Source organism: Brevibacterium samyangense (genome assembly GCF_039529845.1).
Lineage (GTDB): Bacteria > Actinomycetota > Actinomycetes > Actinomycetales > Brevibacteriaceae > Brevibacterium > Brevibacterium samyangense.
In genome coordinates, this window is record NZ_BAAANO010000008.1 from 94,022 (window position 1) to 111,903 (window position 17,882).

Annotated in this window: 13 protein-coding genes; 5 read left to right on the top strand and 8 right to left on the bottom strand. The window is 70.8% G+C overall.

Translation table 11 applies throughout. The annotated features are described in order from the left end of the window. From ABD172_RS04430 to ABD172_RS04440, 3 genes are all read right to left on the bottom strand, one after another. The coding region (locus ABD172_RS04430) for an Mrp/NBP35 family ATP-binding protein (RefSeq protein ID WP_344307317.1) at positions 1-1,073 on the bottom strand (1,073 nt) is incomplete at its 3' end. Between the two features lie 53 nt (positions 1,074-1,126). After that, a complete protein-coding gene (locus ABD172_RS04435; RefSeq protein WP_344307318.1) occupies positions 1,127-1,924 on the bottom strand; it encodes a DUF1003 domain-containing protein in 798 nt (265 codons plus the stop codon). Beyond that, the gene (locus tag ABD172_RS04440; protein ID WP_344307555.1) at positions 1,914-3,200 is read right to left on the bottom strand and encodes a magnesium transporter MgtE N-terminal domain-containing protein; all 1,287 of its coding nucleotides are present in this window, start codon (positions 3,198-3,200) and stop codon (positions 1,914-1,916) included. The genes ABD172_RS04435 and ABD172_RS04440 overlap by 11 nt, the downstream gene beginning before the upstream one ends. A gap of 85 nt (positions 3,201-3,285) precedes the next feature. Here ABD172_RS04440 and ABD172_RS04445 point away from each other — a divergent pair, with 85 nt between their 5' ends. Continuing rightward, the gene (locus tag ABD172_RS04445; RefSeq protein ID WP_344307320.1) at positions 3,286-3,762 is read left to right on the top strand and encodes a YflT domain-containing protein; all 477 of its coding nucleotides are present in this window, start codon (positions 3,286-3,288) and stop codon (positions 3,760-3,762) included. Between the two features lie 77 nt (positions 3,763-3,839). On the opposite strand, the gene ABD172_RS04450 is transcribed toward ABD172_RS04445, so the two are convergent. Both ABD172_RS04450 and ABD172_RS04455 read right to left on the bottom strand, forming a co-directional pair. Further along, positions 3,840-4,940: a P1 family peptidase gene (locus tag ABD172_RS04450; RefSeq protein WP_344307322.1), complete on the bottom strand. Its 1,101-nt coding sequence runs from the start codon at positions 4,938-4,940 to the stop codon at positions 3,840-3,842. After that, on the bottom strand, positions 4,937-6,493 hold the full coding sequence (locus ABD172_RS04455) for an aminopeptidase P family protein (RefSeq protein WP_344307324.1): 1,557 nt from the start codon (positions 6,491-6,493) through the stop codon (positions 4,937-4,939). The genes ABD172_RS04450 and ABD172_RS04455 overlap by 4 nt, the downstream gene beginning before the upstream one ends. A gap of 33 nt (positions 6,494-6,526) precedes the next feature. On the opposite strand from ABD172_RS04455, the gene ABD172_RS04460 reads away from it, so the two are divergent. Next, positions 6,527-7,375, top strand: a complete 849-nt coding sequence (locus ABD172_RS04460; protein ID WP_344307325.1) for a PHP domain-containing protein — start codon at positions 6,527-6,529, stop codon at positions 7,373-7,375. Between the two features lie 101 nt (positions 7,376-7,476). On the opposite strand, the gene ABD172_RS04465 is transcribed toward ABD172_RS04460, so the two are convergent. After that, positions 7,477-9,033: a DEAD/DEAH box helicase gene (locus ABD172_RS04465; protein ID WP_344307327.1), complete on the bottom strand. Its 1,557-nt coding sequence runs from the start codon at positions 9,031-9,033 to the stop codon at positions 7,477-7,479. Positions 9,034-9,159: 126 nt separating this feature from the next. Here ABD172_RS04465 and ABD172_RS04470 point away from each other — a divergent pair, with 126 nt between their 5' ends. Continuing rightward, positions 9,160-9,759 carry a ferritin-like fold-containing protein gene (locus tag ABD172_RS04470; RefSeq protein ID WP_344307329.1) on the top strand — a complete coding sequence of 200 codons (600 nt, stop codon included), beginning with the start codon at positions 9,160-9,162 and terminating at the stop codon, positions 9,757-9,759. 112 nt (positions 9,760-9,871) lie between these two features. Here ABD172_RS04470 and ABD172_RS04475 read toward each other — a convergent pair whose 3' ends face one another. Beyond that, positions 9,872-10,099, bottom strand: coding sequence for a DUF3107 domain-containing protein (locus ABD172_RS04475; protein WP_344307330.1), 228 nt, complete (start codon positions 10,097-10,099; stop codon positions 9,872-9,874). A 64-nt stretch (positions 10,100-10,163) separates the two neighbouring features. Beyond that, complete coding sequence (locus ABD172_RS04480) at positions 10,164-10,811, bottom strand: TetR/AcrR family transcriptional regulator (protein WP_344307332.1); 648 nt, start codon at positions 10,809-10,811, stop codon at positions 10,164-10,166. Positions 10,812-10,983: 172 nt separating this feature from the next. On the opposite strand from ABD172_RS04480, the gene ABD172_RS04485 reads away from it, so the two are divergent. Together ABD172_RS04485 and ABD172_RS04490 are read left to right on the top strand one after the other, a co-directional pair. After that, the gene (locus ABD172_RS04485; RefSeq protein ID WP_344307334.1) at positions 10,984-14,316 is read left to right on the top strand and encodes a PD-(D/E)XK nuclease family protein; all 3,333 of its coding nucleotides are present in this window, start codon (positions 10,984-10,986) and stop codon (positions 14,314-14,316) included. After that, positions 14,313-17,873: an ATP-dependent helicase gene (locus ABD172_RS04490; RefSeq protein WP_344307335.1), complete on the top strand. Its 3,561-nt coding sequence runs from the start codon at positions 14,313-14,315 to the stop codon at positions 17,871-17,873. The genes ABD172_RS04485 and ABD172_RS04490 overlap by 4 nt, the downstream gene beginning before the upstream one ends. Positions 17,874-17,882: the final 9 nt, after the last annotated feature.

Here is a 17,882-nt window from a genome sequence, read left to right on the forward strand (position 1 = left end):
AGCGAGTCCGCGATCGACCGGAACGAGGCCGCGGCGGGGGAGTCCGGGTCCGCGATGACCGCAGGGGTACCGGCATCCGATCCGGCGCGGACGGCCGGGTCGAGCGGGATGGTGCCGAGCAGCGGCACCTGCGCGCCGAGCGTCCGCTCGAGGTTCGCGGAGACGACGGCGCCGCCTCCGGTACCGAACACGTCCATGCGGGAACCGTCCGGCAGTTCGAGCCACGACATGTTCTCGACGACTCCGACGACGCGCTGCCGCGTCTGCACCGCGATCGCACCGGCGCGTTCGGCGACCTGCGCGGCCGCCTGCTGCGGGGTCGTGACGACGACGAGCTCGGAACCCGGGAGCAGCTGCGCGACGGAGATCGCGATGTCACCGGTGCCGGGCGGCAGGTCGAGGAGGAGGACGTCGAGGTCACCCCAGAAGACGTCGGTGAGGAACTGTTGGAGGGCACGGTGGAGCATGGGACCACGCCACACGACGGGCTGGTTCGCGGGCACGAACATCCCGATACTCATGACCTTCACGTCGTGCGCGACCTGCGGGATGATCATGTCGTCGACACGGGTCGGGTTGCCGGAGACCCCGAGCATACTCGGGATCGAGAAGCCGTAGATATCCGCGTCGATGACGCCCACACGCAGGCCGCTGCGGGCCATCTGCACCGCGAGGTTGGCGGTCACCGAGGACTTGCCGACGCCTCCCTTGCCGGAGGCGATCGCATAGATGCGGGTGAGCGAGCTCGGCTGGTTGAACGGGATCTCCCGGGTCGCGCCGGCGCCCTGGAGCTTCTCGCGCATCGCCTGGCGCTGTTCGGGGGTCATCGTGCCGAGGCGGACGTCGACCGCGGTGACGCCGTCGAGGGCGGTGAGCGCGTTCGTCGTGTCCCGGGTGATGGTGTCCTTGAGCGGGCAGCCCGCGACGGTGAGCAGGACCGTGACGGTCACGCGCCCGTCCGCGGCGATCTGCACGTCGTCGACCATGTCGAGTTCGATGATGCTCCGTTTGATCTCCGGATCCATCACCTTCTCGAGCGCGGATCGGATCTCGTCCTGTGTGGGCAGTGCCATGGAGTTACCGTGCGTCCTCTCGGGTGTCGAAGTGCTCCGTCCATTGTCGGCCATCACGCCGGAGGATCCGAATCGGTTCGGGCGCTCCCCGCACCATCCCCGGAACCGTTCCCGGAATCGTCGACGACGCCGTCCCCGGCATCACGCGCGGAGCCGGCACCGGAGTCGATCCGGTCGAGGAGCTCCTGGAGCCGGCGTTCGCGCTCCTCGAGGTCCGCGGCCCGTGCGTCGAGGTCGGCCGCCCGCCTCTCGAGATCGTCCTTGTGGTCCTCGAGATCGCCGACGAGGTCGCGCAGTTCCGAGCGGATGAAGTCACGCGTCGCCATGTCGCGCATCGCGATGCGCAGGCTCGCGACCTCGCGGGTGAGGTACTCGGTGTCCGCGAGATTCCGTTCGGCACGCTGCCGGTCCGTCTCGAACTCGACCCGGTCACGGTCGGCGCTGCGGTTCTCGGCGAGCAGCAGCAGGGGTGCGGCGTAGGAGGCCTGGAGCGAGAGGATGAGCGTGAGGAGTGTGTAGTTGAGCGCCTTGGGGTCGAACTGGAGCGGGACGGGGGCGAGTGAGTTCCACGCGAGCCACACGCCGCAGAAGATCGTCATGCCGACGAGGAACTGCGGGGTGCCCATGAACCGGGCGAACGCCTCAGCCCCGGCACCGAAGGTCTCGCGCGACATGAGGCGGAACGAGCCCCGGCCGCGGGCGCGCGGGGTGTCGAGGGAGACGTCCTTCTTCGTCCTGGGTGCGCCGTCGGGGCGACGGGGCTCGGGCCGACGGGCCTCGGCGGCGCGCGACTCGGTCCTCCGGGGTTCGGCCCGGCGCACCTCGGCGCGGGGACGACGGTCATCGGCCACGGTTCACCTCCGACTCGAGGTCGTCGCCGCCCATCCGCCAGTCGTCGGGCAGCAGTTCGTCGAGGACGTCGTCGACGGTGACGACACCGATGAGGTGGTCGTTCTCGTCCGTGATGGGGACGGACACGAGGTTGTACGCCGCGAGGACCTTCGTGAGTTCGCTCAACGGGGCGTGCGGGGAGAGCGCCTCCACCTCGTCGTCGATGATCGAGCCCACCGGGGCGCTCGGCGGTTCACGTAGGAGCGCCTGGATGTGGACGAGGCCGAGGTACTTGCCCGTGGGCGGTTCGAGCGGCTGTCGGCACACGAACACCGCGGCGGCGAGGGCGGGAGCGAGCTCCTCCCTGCGCACGTGTGCGAGGGCCTCCGCAACAGTCGTCTCCGGGGCGAGGACGACCGGTTCGGTCGTCATGAGACCGCCGGCGGTGTCCTCGTCGTAGGACAGGAGGGTCCTCACGTCCTTCGCCTCCTCCGGTTCCATGGCCGCGAGGAGCGCCTCGGCCTCCTCGTCGGAGAGATCGCCGAGGAGGTCGGCGGCGTCGTCGGGTTCCATCGCCTCGAGGACCTCGGCGGCGCGGTCCATGTCGAGGGCGGAGACGATCTCGATCGACGTCGTCTCCGGGAGTTCCTGGAGCACGTCCGCGAGGCGTTCGTTGTCGAGCTCGCGGGCGACCTCGAGGCGACGCTTCGAGGTGAGGTCGCGCATGACATCGGCGAGGTCCGCGGCTTTCGTGTCCTGATAAGCCGCGATGAGCTGGGTGGCCTCCTGGTCGACCGCGAAGTCCTCGGGGTGATCGACCTCGTTCCATCCGACCTGGAGGGTCTCGCCGCGTCGGCGGAACCGGTCGAAGGCACTCGGCTTCTCCGGCACCTTGCGGACGAAGAGGCGGGTGACCTCCCATTCGCGGTTGCGCTGACGCTCGATGCCGATGTCCTCGATGCGCACGGGGGTGCCGTCGGTGCGGATCCGCAGCTTGCGGCCGAGGAGTTCACCGAGGGCGAGCGTCTCCGTCGTCCGCTGTTCGAACCGCCGCATGTTCACGAGGCCGGTGGTGATGATCGCTCCGGCGTCGATGCTCGTCACCCGGCCCATCGGGACGAAGACGCGCCGGCGGCCGGGGACCTCGACGACGAGACCGACCACCTTCGGCTGTTGCCGGAGGGTCGCCCGGAACACGACGACGGCGTCGCGGACCTTGCCGACCTGGTCCCCGAGCGGGTCGAAGACCGGGGAACCGGCGAGGCGCGCGACGAACACACGATCTCCCGTACTCACCACGGAGCCCAGACTAGTCGACGGACGCGCTGATCAGCGGGGCAACACCCGTCCGTGGCGCGGTCCGGCAGGGCATACTGGAGGTATGCCCAGGTCCCCGCTCACGCAGCTCCCGCACGGGGAGATCATCGCTTCCCATCCCTCGCACGACGACGCCAAGGACACCGTCCGGCATCTCGCGCGGCAGGGGTTCGACGTGCGGGTGCTCTCGATCGTCGGTTCGGGGATCCACATGGTCGAATCCGTCGAGGGATCGCGGTCGTGGGGTGCTGCCGCGTGGCGCGGAGCGGTGAGCGGTGCCTGGCTCGGGCTCGTCGCGGGTCTCGTCGTGGCGATGGTCGGCGGTCAGGAGGCGCTCCAGACGCTCACGTTCGCCCCGATCGTCGTCGTGTGCATCGGCATCGGCATGATCGCGGCCCTCGCTCTCAAGGCGCTCGGACGCAAACAGGGCGCGGTGGTGACGACCCCGGCGCTCCTCGCGACGTCCTACGAGGTCGTCTGCCCGCTCACCCACACGGCGGAGGCGAAGCGTCTGCTCGCGCAGCCGCGTACGCAGCCCTGAGCAGGGGGACACGCAGCCCTGAGCAGGGGGACACGCAGCCCTGAGCAGGGGACACCCAGCCCTGGCAGGGCGAGGGGTCAGGCCCCCCGGTCCCACGCCTCGGCGATGTCCGGGGCGAGGTCCCGCACCGCCGGCGGGCTCAGCGGGACGGGTGCCGGTACCGGCGAGGCGTCCGCACTCATCACGGCGTCGACGATCGCGGCGCTGAGCACGTCCGCTGCCGCGATGTTGAGCTCGACGAGCACGGTCGGGAGGGCCTCCCGGGCCACCGGCGCCGAGGCCGTCGCGAGTGCGTAGACCGTGTCCCCGTCGTACAGGGTGTGGGAGGGGTGGAGCGCGCGGGCCAGGCCCGCATGCGCGGAACCGGCGAGCCGTTCCGCCTGTGCCGTATCGAGCGCAGCGTCCGTCGTCACACAGGCGATCGTCGTGTTCCGCGGCGAAGCGGGGACGTCCGCGGCCGTCCCGTCCGCGCGTGCGTCGAGGTTCGCCCAGCGCTCGGTGACCGCCGGGATCCGGGGGAGCTCCCAGCCGTACCCGGCGAGGACGCCGGCGGCAAGGAAGTTCCCGAACCGATCGACGGCCGAACCCATGGCGTTCACGACGACGGTCGCCGTCACGGTGTATCCGTTCGGCGTGCGGAGCACCGCCTGCCCGAGACCGCCGCGGAGCACCCCGCGACCGGTCCACGCCCCGAGCCCGGCACCGACGGAGCCGCGCAGTCCGGGCTGGTCCTCCCGGGCGTCGCGGTACGCGCGGTAGCCGTCCTCCTCCTGCGGGGGAGCGAAGGGAACACCGCCGCGGCCGAGGTCGAACACCGCGGAGGCCGGGACGATCGGGACGGTGACGCCGGGCAGGCCCGGGGCCGGGAACCCTGCACCGTCCTCCATGAGCCCGCGCTGCACTCCGTGTGCCGTGACGAGCCCGAAAGCGCTGCCCCCGGTGAGGACGAGAGCATCCGCACCGTAGGGATGTGTGCCGGGGCGGATGACATCGGTCTCGTGACCGGCCGGTCCGCCGCCGCGGACGTCGACCGCGGCGACGGAACCCGGGGGAGGGACGAGGACGGTGGTGCCGGTGAGGGCGCCATCGGAGGTCCGCCCGGCGTGACCGAGGCGCATGCCGGGCACCGCGAGGGCGCCTCGGCCGCGGGAGAGGGAGCCGAGCGGGAGGTGACTCATCGGCCCTGCTGCACCCACGCCTCGACCTCCGCGCGGGTGCGCGGGAAGTCGGCGGAGAGGTTCTCGACGCCGGTGTCCGTCACGAGGACGTCGTCCTCGATCCGCACACCGATGCCGCGGAACTCCTCGGGCAGGAGGAGGTCCTCGTCCTTGAAGTACAGGCCGGGCTCGATCGTGAAGACCATGCCCGGTTCGACGAGGCCGTCGAGGTACATCTCCGCGCGCGCCTGGGCACAGTCGTGGACGTCGAGACCGAGGTGGTGGCTCGTGCCGTGGACCATCCATCGGCGGTGCTGCTGGCCCTCGGGGGAGAGGGACTGGGCGGCGGAGACGGGCAGGAGCCCCCATTCCTCGAGATGCCGGGCGATGACCTCCATCGCGGCGTCGTGGATCTCGCCGAACCGCACGGGACCGTCGACGTGGGAGGCGGCCTTCGCGAACGCGGCGTCCGAGGCCTCGAGAACCGCGTCGTAGATCTTCGCCTGGATCTCCGTGAAGGTCCCGGAGACCGGGAGGGTGCGGGTGATGTCCGCGGTGTAGAGGGAATCGGCCTCCGCACCGGCGTCGACGAGGATGAGATCGCCCTCGCGCACGACCCCGTCGTTCTTGATCCAGTGGAGGGTGCAGGCGTGATTGCCCGAGGCTGCGATCGTGTCGTACCCGAGGCCGTACCCCTCGGTGCGGGCGGCGAGTTCGAACGCGGTCTCGACGACCCGCTCGCCCCGGTGGTGGGTGAGGGCCTTCGGCAGCGCGGCCACGACGTTGTCGAACCCGGCGCGGGTGATCTCCACCGCCCGGCGCATCTGGGCGATCTCGTGGTCGTCCTTGACGAGGCGGAGTTCGGAGAGGAACTGGGCCATCTCGTCGTCCCCGGCGTGGGAGGCGTCGAGGTCCGCCTGCACCTGCGTCCGAGCGGTGTCCACCTGTGCTTCGAGGGCCAGGTCCACGCCGCGCAGCAGTCGCACGGAGGTGCTGCCGAGGTCCTTCGTGATCGCATCGGCGGCGACCGCGATGTTCTCGCACCGCACGCCGATGAGGGTCTCCATCGTCTCGAGCTCGGCGCGGGGGCCCACCCAGTACTCGCCGTAGGTCGAGTCGGAGAAGAACTCCTCGGTGTCCGAACCGGCGCGGGGACGGAAGTAGAACGTCGCTTCGTGCTCGGTGGAGTCCGGGACGGGTTCGAGGACGAGGACGGAGTCGGGCTCCTGGTCCTGGTCGAGACCCGTGAGGTGGACGAAGGCCGAATGTGCGCGGAACCGGTAGTCGGTATCGTTCGACCGCTGCTTGTACGTGCCGGCGGGGACGACGAGGCGCTCCCCGGGGAACTGTGCCGAGAGGGCCGCGCGACGGGCGGGTGTCCATGCCGCAGACTCGAGCGGCGTGACGTCCGCGGCCGGGCGGTGGTCCCACCCGGAGGCGACGAATTCACGGAAGGCCTTCGACTGGGGACGGCGGGAACGGGTGTTGACCCGCTGCGAGAGGTCCTGGTCGTCGGGGGAGGTCGTGCCCTCGGGTGCGGTCTGGCTGGCTGCAGGCGTGGAGGAATCCGTCATGGGACCAGCATAGTGAGGGAATACGATCGGACCATGATCATCGATCTCCACACCCACTCGCGGTTCTCCGACGGCACCCAGACCCCTGCGGAGCTCGTCGACGAGGCGGCGATGCGGGGGATCGACGTCCTCGGGCTCACCGACCACGACACGATCTCCGGCTGGGACGAGGCCGCGGAGGCCGCACGTGCTGCCGGGATCGGGCTCGTGCGGGGGATGGAGATCTCCTGCCGCCTCGACGGGATCGGTGTGCACCTCCTCGGATACCTCTTCGACTCCGCGGCGGACTCCGCACTCATGGAGGTCGTCCGCACGACCCGACAGGTGCGCACGACGCGGATGCGCACGATGGTCGAACGACTCGCGGAGGACTTCGCGATCACCCTCGACGACGTCCTCGCACAGGCCGGCGAACACACGACGATCGGTCGCCCGCACATCGCCGACGCCCTCGTCCACGCGGGTATCGTCCCGAGCCGCGACGTCGCCTTCGCGGGCATCCTCTCGAGCCGCGAACGCTACTACGTGCCCGTGCAGGTGCTGTCCCCGCTCGAGGCGATCCACCTCGTCCACGAGGCCGGCGGGGTCACCGTGTTCGCACACCCCGCAGCCTCGGCCCGTGGCCGGGTGCTCCCCGCCGCGGGCATGCGGGAGATGATCGACGCCGGCCTCGACGGGATCGAGGTCGACCACCGCGACAACCCGCCCGAGGCCCGCGAACGCCTCCGGGCGCTCGCCGCCTCCCACGGACTGATCGTCACGGGATCCAGCGATTACCACGGGGCGGGGAAGGTCAACCGGCTCGGAGAGCACACGACCGCGTCCGACATGTTCTGGTCACTTCTCGAGCGGGCCACCGGGAGCCCCTACCTGCCGGGTTGAGGGCAGTGTCACCACACGCTGAGGGCTCCGGGAACGCCGAGGCACCGGTCGGGAATCCGACCGGCGCCTCTGTCATCCGCCTCTGTCATCGAGGGAGGGCGTCACTCCGCGGCGGGAGCGTCACCCCGCTCGGCACGTGCGGTGTGACCGCTCGGCTTGCCCGAACGCGTGCGGCGGCGGGTGCGCGAGCGGCGCGGGGCCTCGGTGTCCCGGTCACCGGACTTCGTTGCCTCGCCCTTCGGGGCGTCGCCGGCGGACCGGGACGACGCGGACCGGCGGTCGGATCCGGCTCGGCGGGAGCCGCCCCGGGCCGGCTTCCGCTCGCCACGCTCGCGGCGATCTCCCGAGGAGTCCTCACCGGCGGCGGGCTTCCGACGGCGCAGGCGACCCTTCGTGCCCTCGGGGATGCCGAGGTCGGTGAAGAGGTGGGGCGAGCTCGAGTACGTCTCCGCGGGCTCGTCGAAGTCGAGGTCGAGCGCCTTGTTCACGAGGCGCCACTTCGGCATGTCGTCCCAGTCGACGAGGGTGATCGCCACACCCGTACGGCCGGCACGACCGGTCCGTCCGATGCGGTGGATGTACGTCTTCTCGTCGTCCGGGCACTGGTAGTTGAAGACGTGGGTGACGTCGTCGATGTCGATGCCGCGCGCCGCGACGTCGGTCGCGACGAGGATGTCGACGCCACCGCCCTCGCGGAACTGCTTGAGCGCGCGCTCACGGGCCTGCTGATTGAGATCGCCGTGGAGCGGGCGGGCCTCGAAACCGCGGTCGACGAGCTCCTCCGCGAGGCGGTCCGCAGTGCGCTTCGTCCGCGCGAAGATGATCGTCTTGCCGCGTCCCTCGGCCTGGAGTGCTCGGGCCACGAGTTCCGACTTGTCCATCGAGTGGGCGCGGTACACGAACTGCTTGACGTTCTTCGCGGTCGTGCCCTGGTCGTCCGGGTCCTGCGTGCGGATGTGCGTCGGCTTCGACATGTACCGACGTGCCATCGTGATGACGGCGCCGGGCATCGTCGCCGAGAAGAGCATGGTCTGCCGGACCGGCGGGACCGCCGCGATGATCCGCTCGACGTCCGGGAGGAAGCCGAGGTCGAGCATCTCGTCGGCCTCGTCGAGGACGACGGTGCGGACCGCGTCGAGCTTGAGGACACGGCGCCCGTAGAGGTCGAGCAGACGCCCCGGGGTGCCGACGACGACATCGGCACCGGCCTTGAGGGACGCGATCTGCGGATCGAAGTCCTTGCCGCCGTAGATCGTGACGATCGAGATGTTCCGGTTCGCGGAGGCGACGAGGAAGTCGTCCGCCACCTGCTTCGCGAGCTCACGCGTCGGGACGACGACGAGGGCCTGCGGGGACCGGCCGGCGGCCTCCCCGGTGAACCCGTCCTCCTCCGGGCCGGTGACGCGCTGGAGCAGCGGGATGCCGAAGCCGAGGGTCTTGCCGGTACCGGTCTTCGCCTGACCGATGATGTCCGCGCCCGTGAGCGCGACGGGCAGGGTGAGCGCCTGGATGGGGAAGGGGTGTTCGATGCCCTTCGCGGCGAGTGCCGAGGTGATCTCCTCGGACACCCCGAAGTCGGCGAAGGTCTGTTCCGCGAGGTCCTCGACGGTGACGTCGGGGCTCACCTGTGCCGCGGCAACCTGTGCAATATCTGTCATGTTCTCGTTCTCCTCACGGTGCTCCCGCGGGGAGCACGCTACGACCGGGCTGCCGGTAGGCTGGAGCACATGTGTGCAGCTCGACCGGCTTCTCCGGATCCATCCGAACAGGACCCGAATACCCAGGTGGCAACCCTTGCCATGTTGGCGTTCGGTGAACTCACGTCCTTCGAACAGTTCGCGGCGGACGCACGCATTGCGCCGAGCGTCGCGGACAAGGTGGACCTCGCTCTCGCCGCCGGCCACTCGCTCGACCACTATCGGGCGCTCGCGGGCCGGATCACCGAACTCGGCGTGGACTCCGTGGAGCGCATGCGCGGTGTCGGTGCGACGTTCGCGGTCTTCGGTGAACGTACCCAACCGGGTGATTGGTACGAGAGCCTCATGAAGGGCTATGTGCTCGACGGAATCATGAAGGACTTCTATCGGGCGTCCCTCACGAATCTCGACGACACGAGCGAACGGGTTGCCACTGCTGCCCTCGATGATACACGTCAGGCGGAATTCCTCCGGTCCCGTCTCGAGCGGGCGATCGCGGAGAACGGGGGCGCTCTGTCCTCCCGTCTGGCCCTGTGGGGCCGCCGCCTCGTCGCCGAGGCGATGACCCGGGGCCGCTCGATCCTCCTCTCCGAGATCGGGGCGCCCGAGGCCACCGTCGTCGCGGTGACCGAGAAGTGTCTGTCGAACCACTCCCGGCGGATGAGCGGGCTCGGACTCGTCGCCTGAGCATCCGCCCTCCCTGCCACGCCGCAGAGCCCGCCACCTCGTGAGGTGACGGGCCCTGCGTGGTGCGGGGCGCCTCGGGCGCGGATCCGGAAGGGCCCGGAGTCGGGACGGCTCAGGAGAGTCCGAAGCCGACCGGACGGTGGGTCTCCGTGCCGGTCTCGACATAGGCGAGGGCGTCCGCGGGGACGAGCACCTGACGGCCCTTCTCGTCCTTGAACGCGAGGACGCCGGAGGCCCCGCTCAGTGCTGCGGTGACCTTCTCCGCCACACTGTCCGCGGTCTCCGCCGCGTCGATGACGATCTCCCGAGGAGCCTGGCGCACGCCGATCTTGATTTCCATGTGAGTCCTTCCTCTCCACTGGTGTCGCCTCCGGGCGCGCACTGCGGCGTGCCCGGTACGGGACTCACTCTACGGCGGTCGGCGGCCCGACACCGTCCGTGGCCGTCCCGGTTCCGCCCCCGGCGTAAATCGCGCTGAGTCCGTTCCACAGCACCGTGGTGACGAACGCCGTGTACTCCTCGAGGTCGAGCTGCGGGTTCTCCTGCAGGTAGAGACCCGCGCTGTCGACCATTCCGACGACGACCGCACCGAGGCTGCCGGCCCACGTGGACGGGAGACCGACGGCGTCCGAGAACACGTGCGCGATCCGCTCGGCGAAGAGGTTCCGCGACTGCGTGACCCGGTCACGGACCTCGTCCTCGTAGTTGTCCCGGAAGTGCAGCGTGAGGTACTCGGCGGGATGCTCGGAGACGAAACGGAGGAGCTCTGCGACGGCGACCTCGGTGCGCTGTCGGTGATCGGGCAGATCGAGTGCGGGCCGCAAAACCTCGTCGAGCATGCACGCGGCAGTGTCGACCACCGCGATGTAGAGGTCCTTCTTCGAGGCGAAGTGCTGGTAAAGGACGGGCTTCGAGACCCCGGCGGCGGACGCGACCTCGTCCATCGACGCCATGTGGTACCCGCTCTGCGCGAACACGTCCGTGGCTACACGGATGAGTTGGGCGCGTCTCTGCGCCCGAGGCATACGGGAAGGGGTGCCGGTCGTTGTCATGATCCGAACCTACCAACGCGTAAAAGCGCGGAACCGCTGTTTTGTGTCGCAGATCTGTCATCTACAGGTCACAAGTCGCTTGCGTCCCCGGGGGATCCCGTGACGTGCACGTGACGTGCGTCGCCACCGGGGCATCGGGACTGTGTCCGTGCCTCGTGCTTGGATGAGGGACATGGATGTGCAGTGCTCGGTGGACCCCGGTACCCCGCCCCGTGAGTCCGGCCGTCGGCGGGAGCCGGGGCCCGGCGACGACCTCGCTCCGGAACTGGCGCGGGCGCTCGCCACGGGTACGTCCTGTGCCGTCGTCGGCGGCCCGGGCACCGGCAAGACGGACCTCGTGCGGCGCGTCCACGCGGCCCTCGCGGGGCTCGTGCCGGCGGACGAGGTCCTCGTGCTCGCCCCGGACCGCGACCACGCGAACGAACTGCGCGACTCCGTGTCCGCCGGCGACCGCGCGGGTGTCCGCAGGTCCCCGGCCGCCCGGAGCCTCCACTCCTTCGCGTTCGGACTCGTGTCCGCGTTCCGCGCCGCCGAGTTCGGGGAGAGCACCCGCTTCGTCTCCGGTGCGGATCAGGACGCGCTGCTGGCGGAACTGCTCGACGGGTACGACCACGCCGCGGAACGGGGGATCACCCCGCCGACGTGGACCGAGCGCCTGTCCCCGGAGGTCCGCGCGACCGCCGAGTTCCGCAGTCAGCTGCGGGACGTGCTCGATCGGCTCCTCGAACGGGACGCGACCCCGGCACGCGTGCGGGAGCTCGGCCGGCGATACCGGGGCGAATGGATCGTCGCCGCGGAGATCCTCCAGGACTACCAGGACCTTCTCGACGTGCCCGGCTTCGGCGGGGTGGACACCGCCTCGGTCCTCGCCCGGGCCGCGGGGATCGTCCGCGCCCAGCGCGTGGACTCCTCGGTGCGGGCCGGCACCCGCTGGAGTTTCTCGGGGGACCTCGTGCCCCGCGTGCTCCTCGTCGACGCCGCGCAGGACGTGCCCGACGCCGCGGTCCCCCTCCTCGTCGCACTGCGGGACCTCGGGACCGTCATCGGTGTCCTCGGGTCCCCGGACACCGGCACCCAGGCCTTCCGCGGAGCCACCGGCGCGGTCCTGCGCGCCGCATGGACCCCGGACCCACCGTTCGCCGGGCCCACCGGACATCGGATCGAGGTCCTGCCGGCGGTCGGTGACGACTCCCGGGTGCAGGGGACGGGAGCCGCCGTCTCCCAGGACTTCGCACGCCGGGTCTCCCGCCTCAAATGGCGCGACCACCTCGCGGCGGAGGTCCCGATGACCGCGCGGTCGACGACCGTCGAGTGCCTCACCGCGCCCTCGGGAGCGGAACGCGCACGGGCGATCGCGCGGTTGCTGCGACACTGGCACCACGATCTCGGCCTCGACTGGGCGGACTGCGCGGTCGTCACTCGGTCCTCCGGAACCGCGAACGGGCTGCGCCAGGAACTCGGCAGCCTCGGGGTCCCCGTCGACGCCACGGTGCTCCCGCTCGCCGTGGACCCGGCGACCGCACCGTTGCTGCGTGCCCTCATCGTCCGGCCGGAGGACGAGGAGCACCACCGGTCCCTCGTCGCGACCCTCCTCACCGGCGTGTACGTCGGCCTCGACCCCCTCGCGATGCGCAGTCTCGAACGCGCGCTCCTCGCCGTGGACCCGTCGCTCGCCGAGGTGCCCGGGCCCTCACGTCCCGTCCACGCACTCCGGACCTGGGAGGAGGACGCGCTCCCGCCGGAACTCCGCCGAGTCAAGGCGCTCCTCGACGCCGCGGCCGAGGTCCGGTTGCACGACCCCCACAGCGCGCTGTGGCACCTCTGGGAGACCGCGGCGGTCGCCGACCACTGGGAGCGCCGTGCGACGGGAAACCCCGTCGACCCGCTCAACGACCGGATCGACGCGGTCCTGCGACTCATGAGCCTCGCGGAGAAGTTCGCCTCCCGCGGGACGAACAACGCCGAGTCTTTCGCCGCACTCGTGCTCGACCAGGACGTCGCCCAGGACTCCCTCGCGCGCACCGGAGCCCGTGACGTCGTCGTCGTGGAATCGCCCGCCGCGCTCGCCCACCGTGAGTTCCGGCATGTCGTCATCGCCGACGTCGACGAGGGCCGGTGGCCGAACCCCCGGGTGCGCGGCACGATCTTCGCCCTCGAGGATCTCGTCGACGCCCTCGAGGGCCGGACCCCCGCGCTCGGGGACCCGCGGGTGCACCAGGCCAGACGGCGCGCGGTGATCGAGGACGAGGCGATGCTGTTCCTGTCGGCCCTCACCCGCGCCCGCGAGCACGCGGTCGTCGTCGCCCTCGACGACGGGGAGAACTCCCCGAGCATCTTCTTCCACACCGTGCAGGGCGCGGCACGTGAGCTGGGACCGCGGTACGCGAGCCCCACGTCGGCGGGGGACGGCGATGCCACCGTGACGGACGGCTCCGCCGAGGACGCCGACCACCCGTCGGCAGCCGGTACCGGAGCCCATGACGGCGAACCGGAGGGACCGGTGTCCCGGCGTCGCGTGCGCGGAGGGCCCCGGTACCCGATCTCCCTGCGGGAGATCGCAGGACGGGCCCGGAGCGAATTCGGCGCCGCCGAGGACCCCGTTCACTGGGCGGACCTGCTCGTGGCTCTCGAACGGGCCGGTGTGGCGGAGGCCGACCCGATCACGTGGAGCCGATGGTGGGAGGTCTCGAGCACGGAACCGGTGCACGGGCCGGAGGACGTCGTCCCCGTGAACCCCTCCGCGGTGGAGACCTTCACCGAGTGCTCGCTCAAGTGGTTCCTCACCACCCACGGCGGACGCTCGACCGCCTCGCAGGCGCAGGCGGTCGGCACGCTCGTGCACGCGATCGCGGAGCACCACCCGAACGGCGGTTATGCGGCGATGAAGGAGGAGTTCGACCGCGGCTTCGAGGCGATCGAGTTCGCCTCCGACTGGGAGAAGGAACGGGAGTACGCGGCCGGCACGCGCATGATCGGTGCCCTCGACGCCTACATCCGGAGTCGTACCGAGGACGGTGCGGAGCTCCTCGGTGCCGAGGCCACCGTGAGTACCCGCGTGGACGATCCCGCGGTCGCCGGGCCGTGGCGGATCACCGGAAAGATGGATCGCCTCGAACGCACCTCCGCCGGGCTGCGGGTCGTCGACTACAAGACGGGGAAGAACCCCGTGACGAAGGACGAGGCGAAACAGCACGCACAGCTCGGCACCTATCAGGTGGCGCTCGAGGCCGGTGGGGCGATCCTCGCCGACGACACCCGTGTTCCCGCCGGTCCCGCGGCCGGTGGCGAACTCGTCTTCCTGCGGCGGAACGTCCTGCGCGAACAGCCCGCCCTCGGGGTCGCGGAGAACCCCCGGTGGGCGCTCGAGCTCGTGAGCAGCACCGCGCGCGGGATGCGCAGCAGCGTGTTCAGCGCGACCCCGAGCCCGCAGGCGTGTGCGTTCTGTCCCGTGAAGACCTCCTGCCCCGCCTTCGCTCTCGCACCCACGGAAGGAGCAGAGGGATGAGCCACCCGATCGACGCCCCCGACCACGTGTGCCGTGGTGAGTTCCGCTACTGCGGACGGGAACTCGCACGGATCCTCGACGTCCCCCCTCCGACGATCGAACAACTCGAGATCATCGAGGCGCCCCTCGAACCTCTCGTCGTCATCGCCGGTGCGGGGTCCGGGAAGACCACGGTCCTCGCCCTGCGTGTCGTGTGGCTCGTCGCCAACCGGCTCGTGACCGCCGACCGCATCCTCGGGCTCACCTTCACCCGTAAGGCGGTCGGTGAGCTCAACGAACGGATCAGGCGCCTCCTCGCACGCTTCCGGGCCGCATCCGGACCCGCGGCAGCCTCCGTTGCCACGGCGGCTGTGGGGGAGGAGGACACGGGAGAGGCAGGTGCGGCACTCACGGGTCTCGACGTACCCGAGGTGTCGACGTACAACGCCTACGCCGCAGCCCTGGTCTCCGAACACGGCCTGGCGATCGGTATCGAACCCGATTCCGAGGTCCTCGACGAGGCCGCCTCCCGCGCGCTCGCCGCGGAGGTCGTGAGCGCCGCGACGACCGCGGAGATCCCGCCGGACGTCGCCCGCTCGACGATCGTCGAGAGCCTCCTCGCGCTCGCCGGCGAGATCAACGACCACCTCACGGACGTTCCCGCCGTCGTCCGTCACATCGACGACGCTCTCCTCGATCTCCTCCGCGGACCGCTGCCGGCCGCCCTCGCGAAGAAGATGGTGCGCATGCGCCCCAAGGGCCCTTCCGGGGAGACCCTCACGGGTGACGACCTCCGGGCCCGGAAGGCCGAACTCACGGCCGTGCTCGACCACCTCGTCGAGGAAGCCGGGATCGACCCCGACGTCCGGGGCGTCACGGACCCGGAGGCCCTGTGCAGGCTCGCCGATCACATCGCCGAACACTTCGGGATCGAGGTGTTCGCACGACTCATGACGAAACGCCGGATCGCGGTGCTCGCCGGCAGGTATCTCGAACGCAAACGTGTCCGGGGTGCCCTCGACTTCTCCGATCAGGTCGCCTTCGCATACGCAGCCCTCCGGACCGACCCGGATGCACTCGCCCTCGAACGCTCCCGGTGGGACGTCGTGCTCCTCGACGAGTACCAGGACACCTCGTCCTCCCAGACCATGCTGCTCGCGCTGCTCTTCGCCCGCGAGAACCCCGTCGGAGCCGATGAGGGTGCCGAGGTCTTCCTCGGTCTTCCGGTCATGGCCGTCGGGGACCCCCGGCAGGCGATCTACGGATGGCGCGGAGCGAGCGCGGACAACATCACGAAGTTCCCCCTGCAGTTCCCCCGGCCCGACGGTTCGGCCGCACGGGAACTCGGTCTGCGGACGAGTTGGCGCAACGACCGGTCGATCCTCACGGCCGCCAACGCGGTCGCCGCAGGACTGTCCGACCACGATCCGTCGACCGAACTCACCGAACGGCGCATCCCCGGCGTGCCCACCCCCGACGGCGAGGTCGTCCTCCGGACCGCTCTCGGCGCACCGGTCGAGGGATTCGTCACCGATGAATACGCGCACATGGTGGAGTGGCTCACCCGGGCCGCGCGGGAAGGAGCCCGGAGCCTCGCAGTGCTCAGTCGCACGCGCGGGGAGTTCGGCGCCGTCCGCACCGCTCTCGAGGCCGGGGGCTTCGAGGTGCACGTCGTCGGATCGACCGGACTCCTCGACGATCCCTTCGTCGCGGACCTGCGGGCGGCACTCGTCGTCGTCACCGACCCGACCGCCGGCGACCACCTCATGCGACTGCTCTCGGGACGGTCACTGCGCCTCGGGGCCGCCGACGTCGCGGCGCTCTCCCGGTTCGCCCGGGAGCGTACCCGGGTGCTCGATCTTCCGGAGGGGGAACGCCTCGGACTGGTCGAGGCCCTCGACGCACTCCTCCCGGTCGCGGCGGCACTCACCGGGCGCGCCGAGCCCGGTACGGAGCAGCTCGTGGCCCAGTGGCGCGCGAGCGGGCTCGGACGGGACGCCACGGTCCGGGTGCTCCGCCTCGGCCGAGCGCTGCGACGTCTGCGGCGCAACCTCACGACGGTGCCGGCACTCGTGCGCGACATCGTCCGTGAACTCGACATCGACGCGGAGATCTCCGCCCTCGACCCGACGGGGGAGAAGGTCCACCGGAAGGCACTCGACGAGTTCCTCTCGCTCGTGTCCGGTTTCACCGCGAGGCGGCCCGGCGCCGGCCCCGAGGAGTTCCTCACCTGGCTCACCGTCATGGAGGAACGGGACGCCCTGTCGGGGCAGGAGACCGTGACGAGTGAGGACGTCGTCACCGTCATGACGGTGCATGCCTCGAAGGGACTCGAGTTCGACGCGGTCGCGATCCCCGGTGCTTTCGACGGCGGGTTCCCCACCGCACTCCGCGAGACCCAGGGGTGGCTCACCGGCGGAGCGCTGCCGTACCCGTTGCGCCGGGACCGGGCCGCCCTCGTGCCCTTCGACCTGCGCAACCACGATTTCACCGATCACAAGGAACTCGAGGAGTGGGTGAAGGGCCGTCGTGTCCCGCTCGAGGTCCATCACCGGGAGAGCGAACGACGGCTCATGTACGTCGCGATGACCCGCGCCCGGTCGTTCCTGTGGCTCGGCGCCCGCGCGTGGAGGACCGCGGCGCAGAAGGACCCGAAGGAACTCTCCCCGTTCTTCGTCGAGGCCCGGGACGCACTCGGTCGCACGGAACCGGAGATGCCGGAGACCCCGGAGACGGGCAACCCGTTGCGCGACGTGGCCGGCACGTCCTCCCCGTGGCCGGTTCCGGAGGACCCCGAGGTGCTCCGGACCCGCGCCGCACGCCTCGCGATCCTGCGGGACCGTCGGGAGACGTCACCGCCGACCCTCGAATCACTCGTCACCGCATCCCCGGAACCGGTGATCCAGGTACTCGCGCAGCGTTCCCTCGATCTCCTCGAGGACGCCGGCGTCCGCCCGGAGGAACTGCCCGGCCGGATCTCGACGACGGGCCTCGTCGATCTGTGGGAGGACCCGGCCGCATTCCTCGCGCGGTTGCGCCGGCCCATGCCGACCGGGCCGAACGAGGCCGCCGCACTCGGCACCGAGTTCCATGCCTGGGTCGAGAACCACTTCGGGGAGGCCGCGCTCGGTGATCTGCTCGAGGACGAACCGGGGAGCCGGCTGAGCCCCGGTGCCACCGCTCATCTGCGGACTCTGCAGGAGCGGTTCCTCGCCTCACCGTTCGCAGATCGGCAACCCGTCGCGATCGAGAAGTCCTTCGAGCTCGTGCTGCCGGTCGGCGAGGGCAGCTCCCAGGGGGAGGCCCGCGCCCTCCACGTCCCGGGCAAGATCGACGCGGTCTTCGCGACCGCGAACGGGCTCGAGGTCGTGGACTGGAAGACCGGTCGGACGCCGCCGGAGGAGATCCTCGCGACAATGACGGTGCAGTTGTCCGTCTACGCCCTGGCGCTCTCCCGCATGCCGGAGTACGCGGACGCCGGTGAGATCACGGGAGCGTTCTACTTCCTCGGCTCGGACGAGGTCGTGAGGCCGCCCCGCCTCCACTCGGAGGAGGAGATCCGCGCGCGGCTCGGGTGAGGAAGGGAC

Coding starts and splice junctions, on each gene's coding strand:
- ABD172_RS04445 (WP_344307320.1), top strand. CDS start 3,286: ATGCCCAGGTCCCCGCTCACGCAGCTCCCGCACGGGGAGATCATCGCT.
- ABD172_RS04465 (WP_344307327.1), bottom strand. CDS start 9,033: ATGACAGATATTGCACAGGTTGCCGCGGCACAGGTGAGCCCCGACGTC.
- ABD172_RS04485 (WP_344307334.1), top strand. CDS start 10,984: ATGGATGTGCAGTGCTCGGTGGACCCCGGTACCCCGCCCCGTGAGTCC.
- ABD172_RS04450 (WP_344307322.1), bottom strand. CDS start 4,940: ATGAGTCACCTCCCGCTCGGCTCCCTCTCCCGCGGCCGAGGCGCCCTC.
- ABD172_RS04455 (WP_344307324.1), bottom strand. CDS start 6,493: ATGACGGATTCCTCCACGCCTGCAGCCAGCCAGACCGCACCCGAGGGC.
- ABD172_RS04475 (WP_344307330.1), bottom strand. CDS start 10,099: ATGGAAATCAAGATCGGCGTGCGCCAGGCTCCTCGGGAGATCGTCATC.
- ABD172_RS04480 (WP_344307332.1), bottom strand. CDS start 10,811: ATGACAACGACCGGCACCCCTTCCCGTATGCCTCGGGCGCAGAGACGC.
- ABD172_RS04460 (WP_344307325.1), top strand. CDS start 6,527: ATGATCATCGATCTCCACACCCACTCGCGGTTCTCCGACGGCACCCAG.
- ABD172_RS04490 (WP_344307335.1), top strand. CDS start 14,313: ATGAGCCACCCGATCGACGCCCCCGACCACGTGTGCCGTGGTGAGTTC.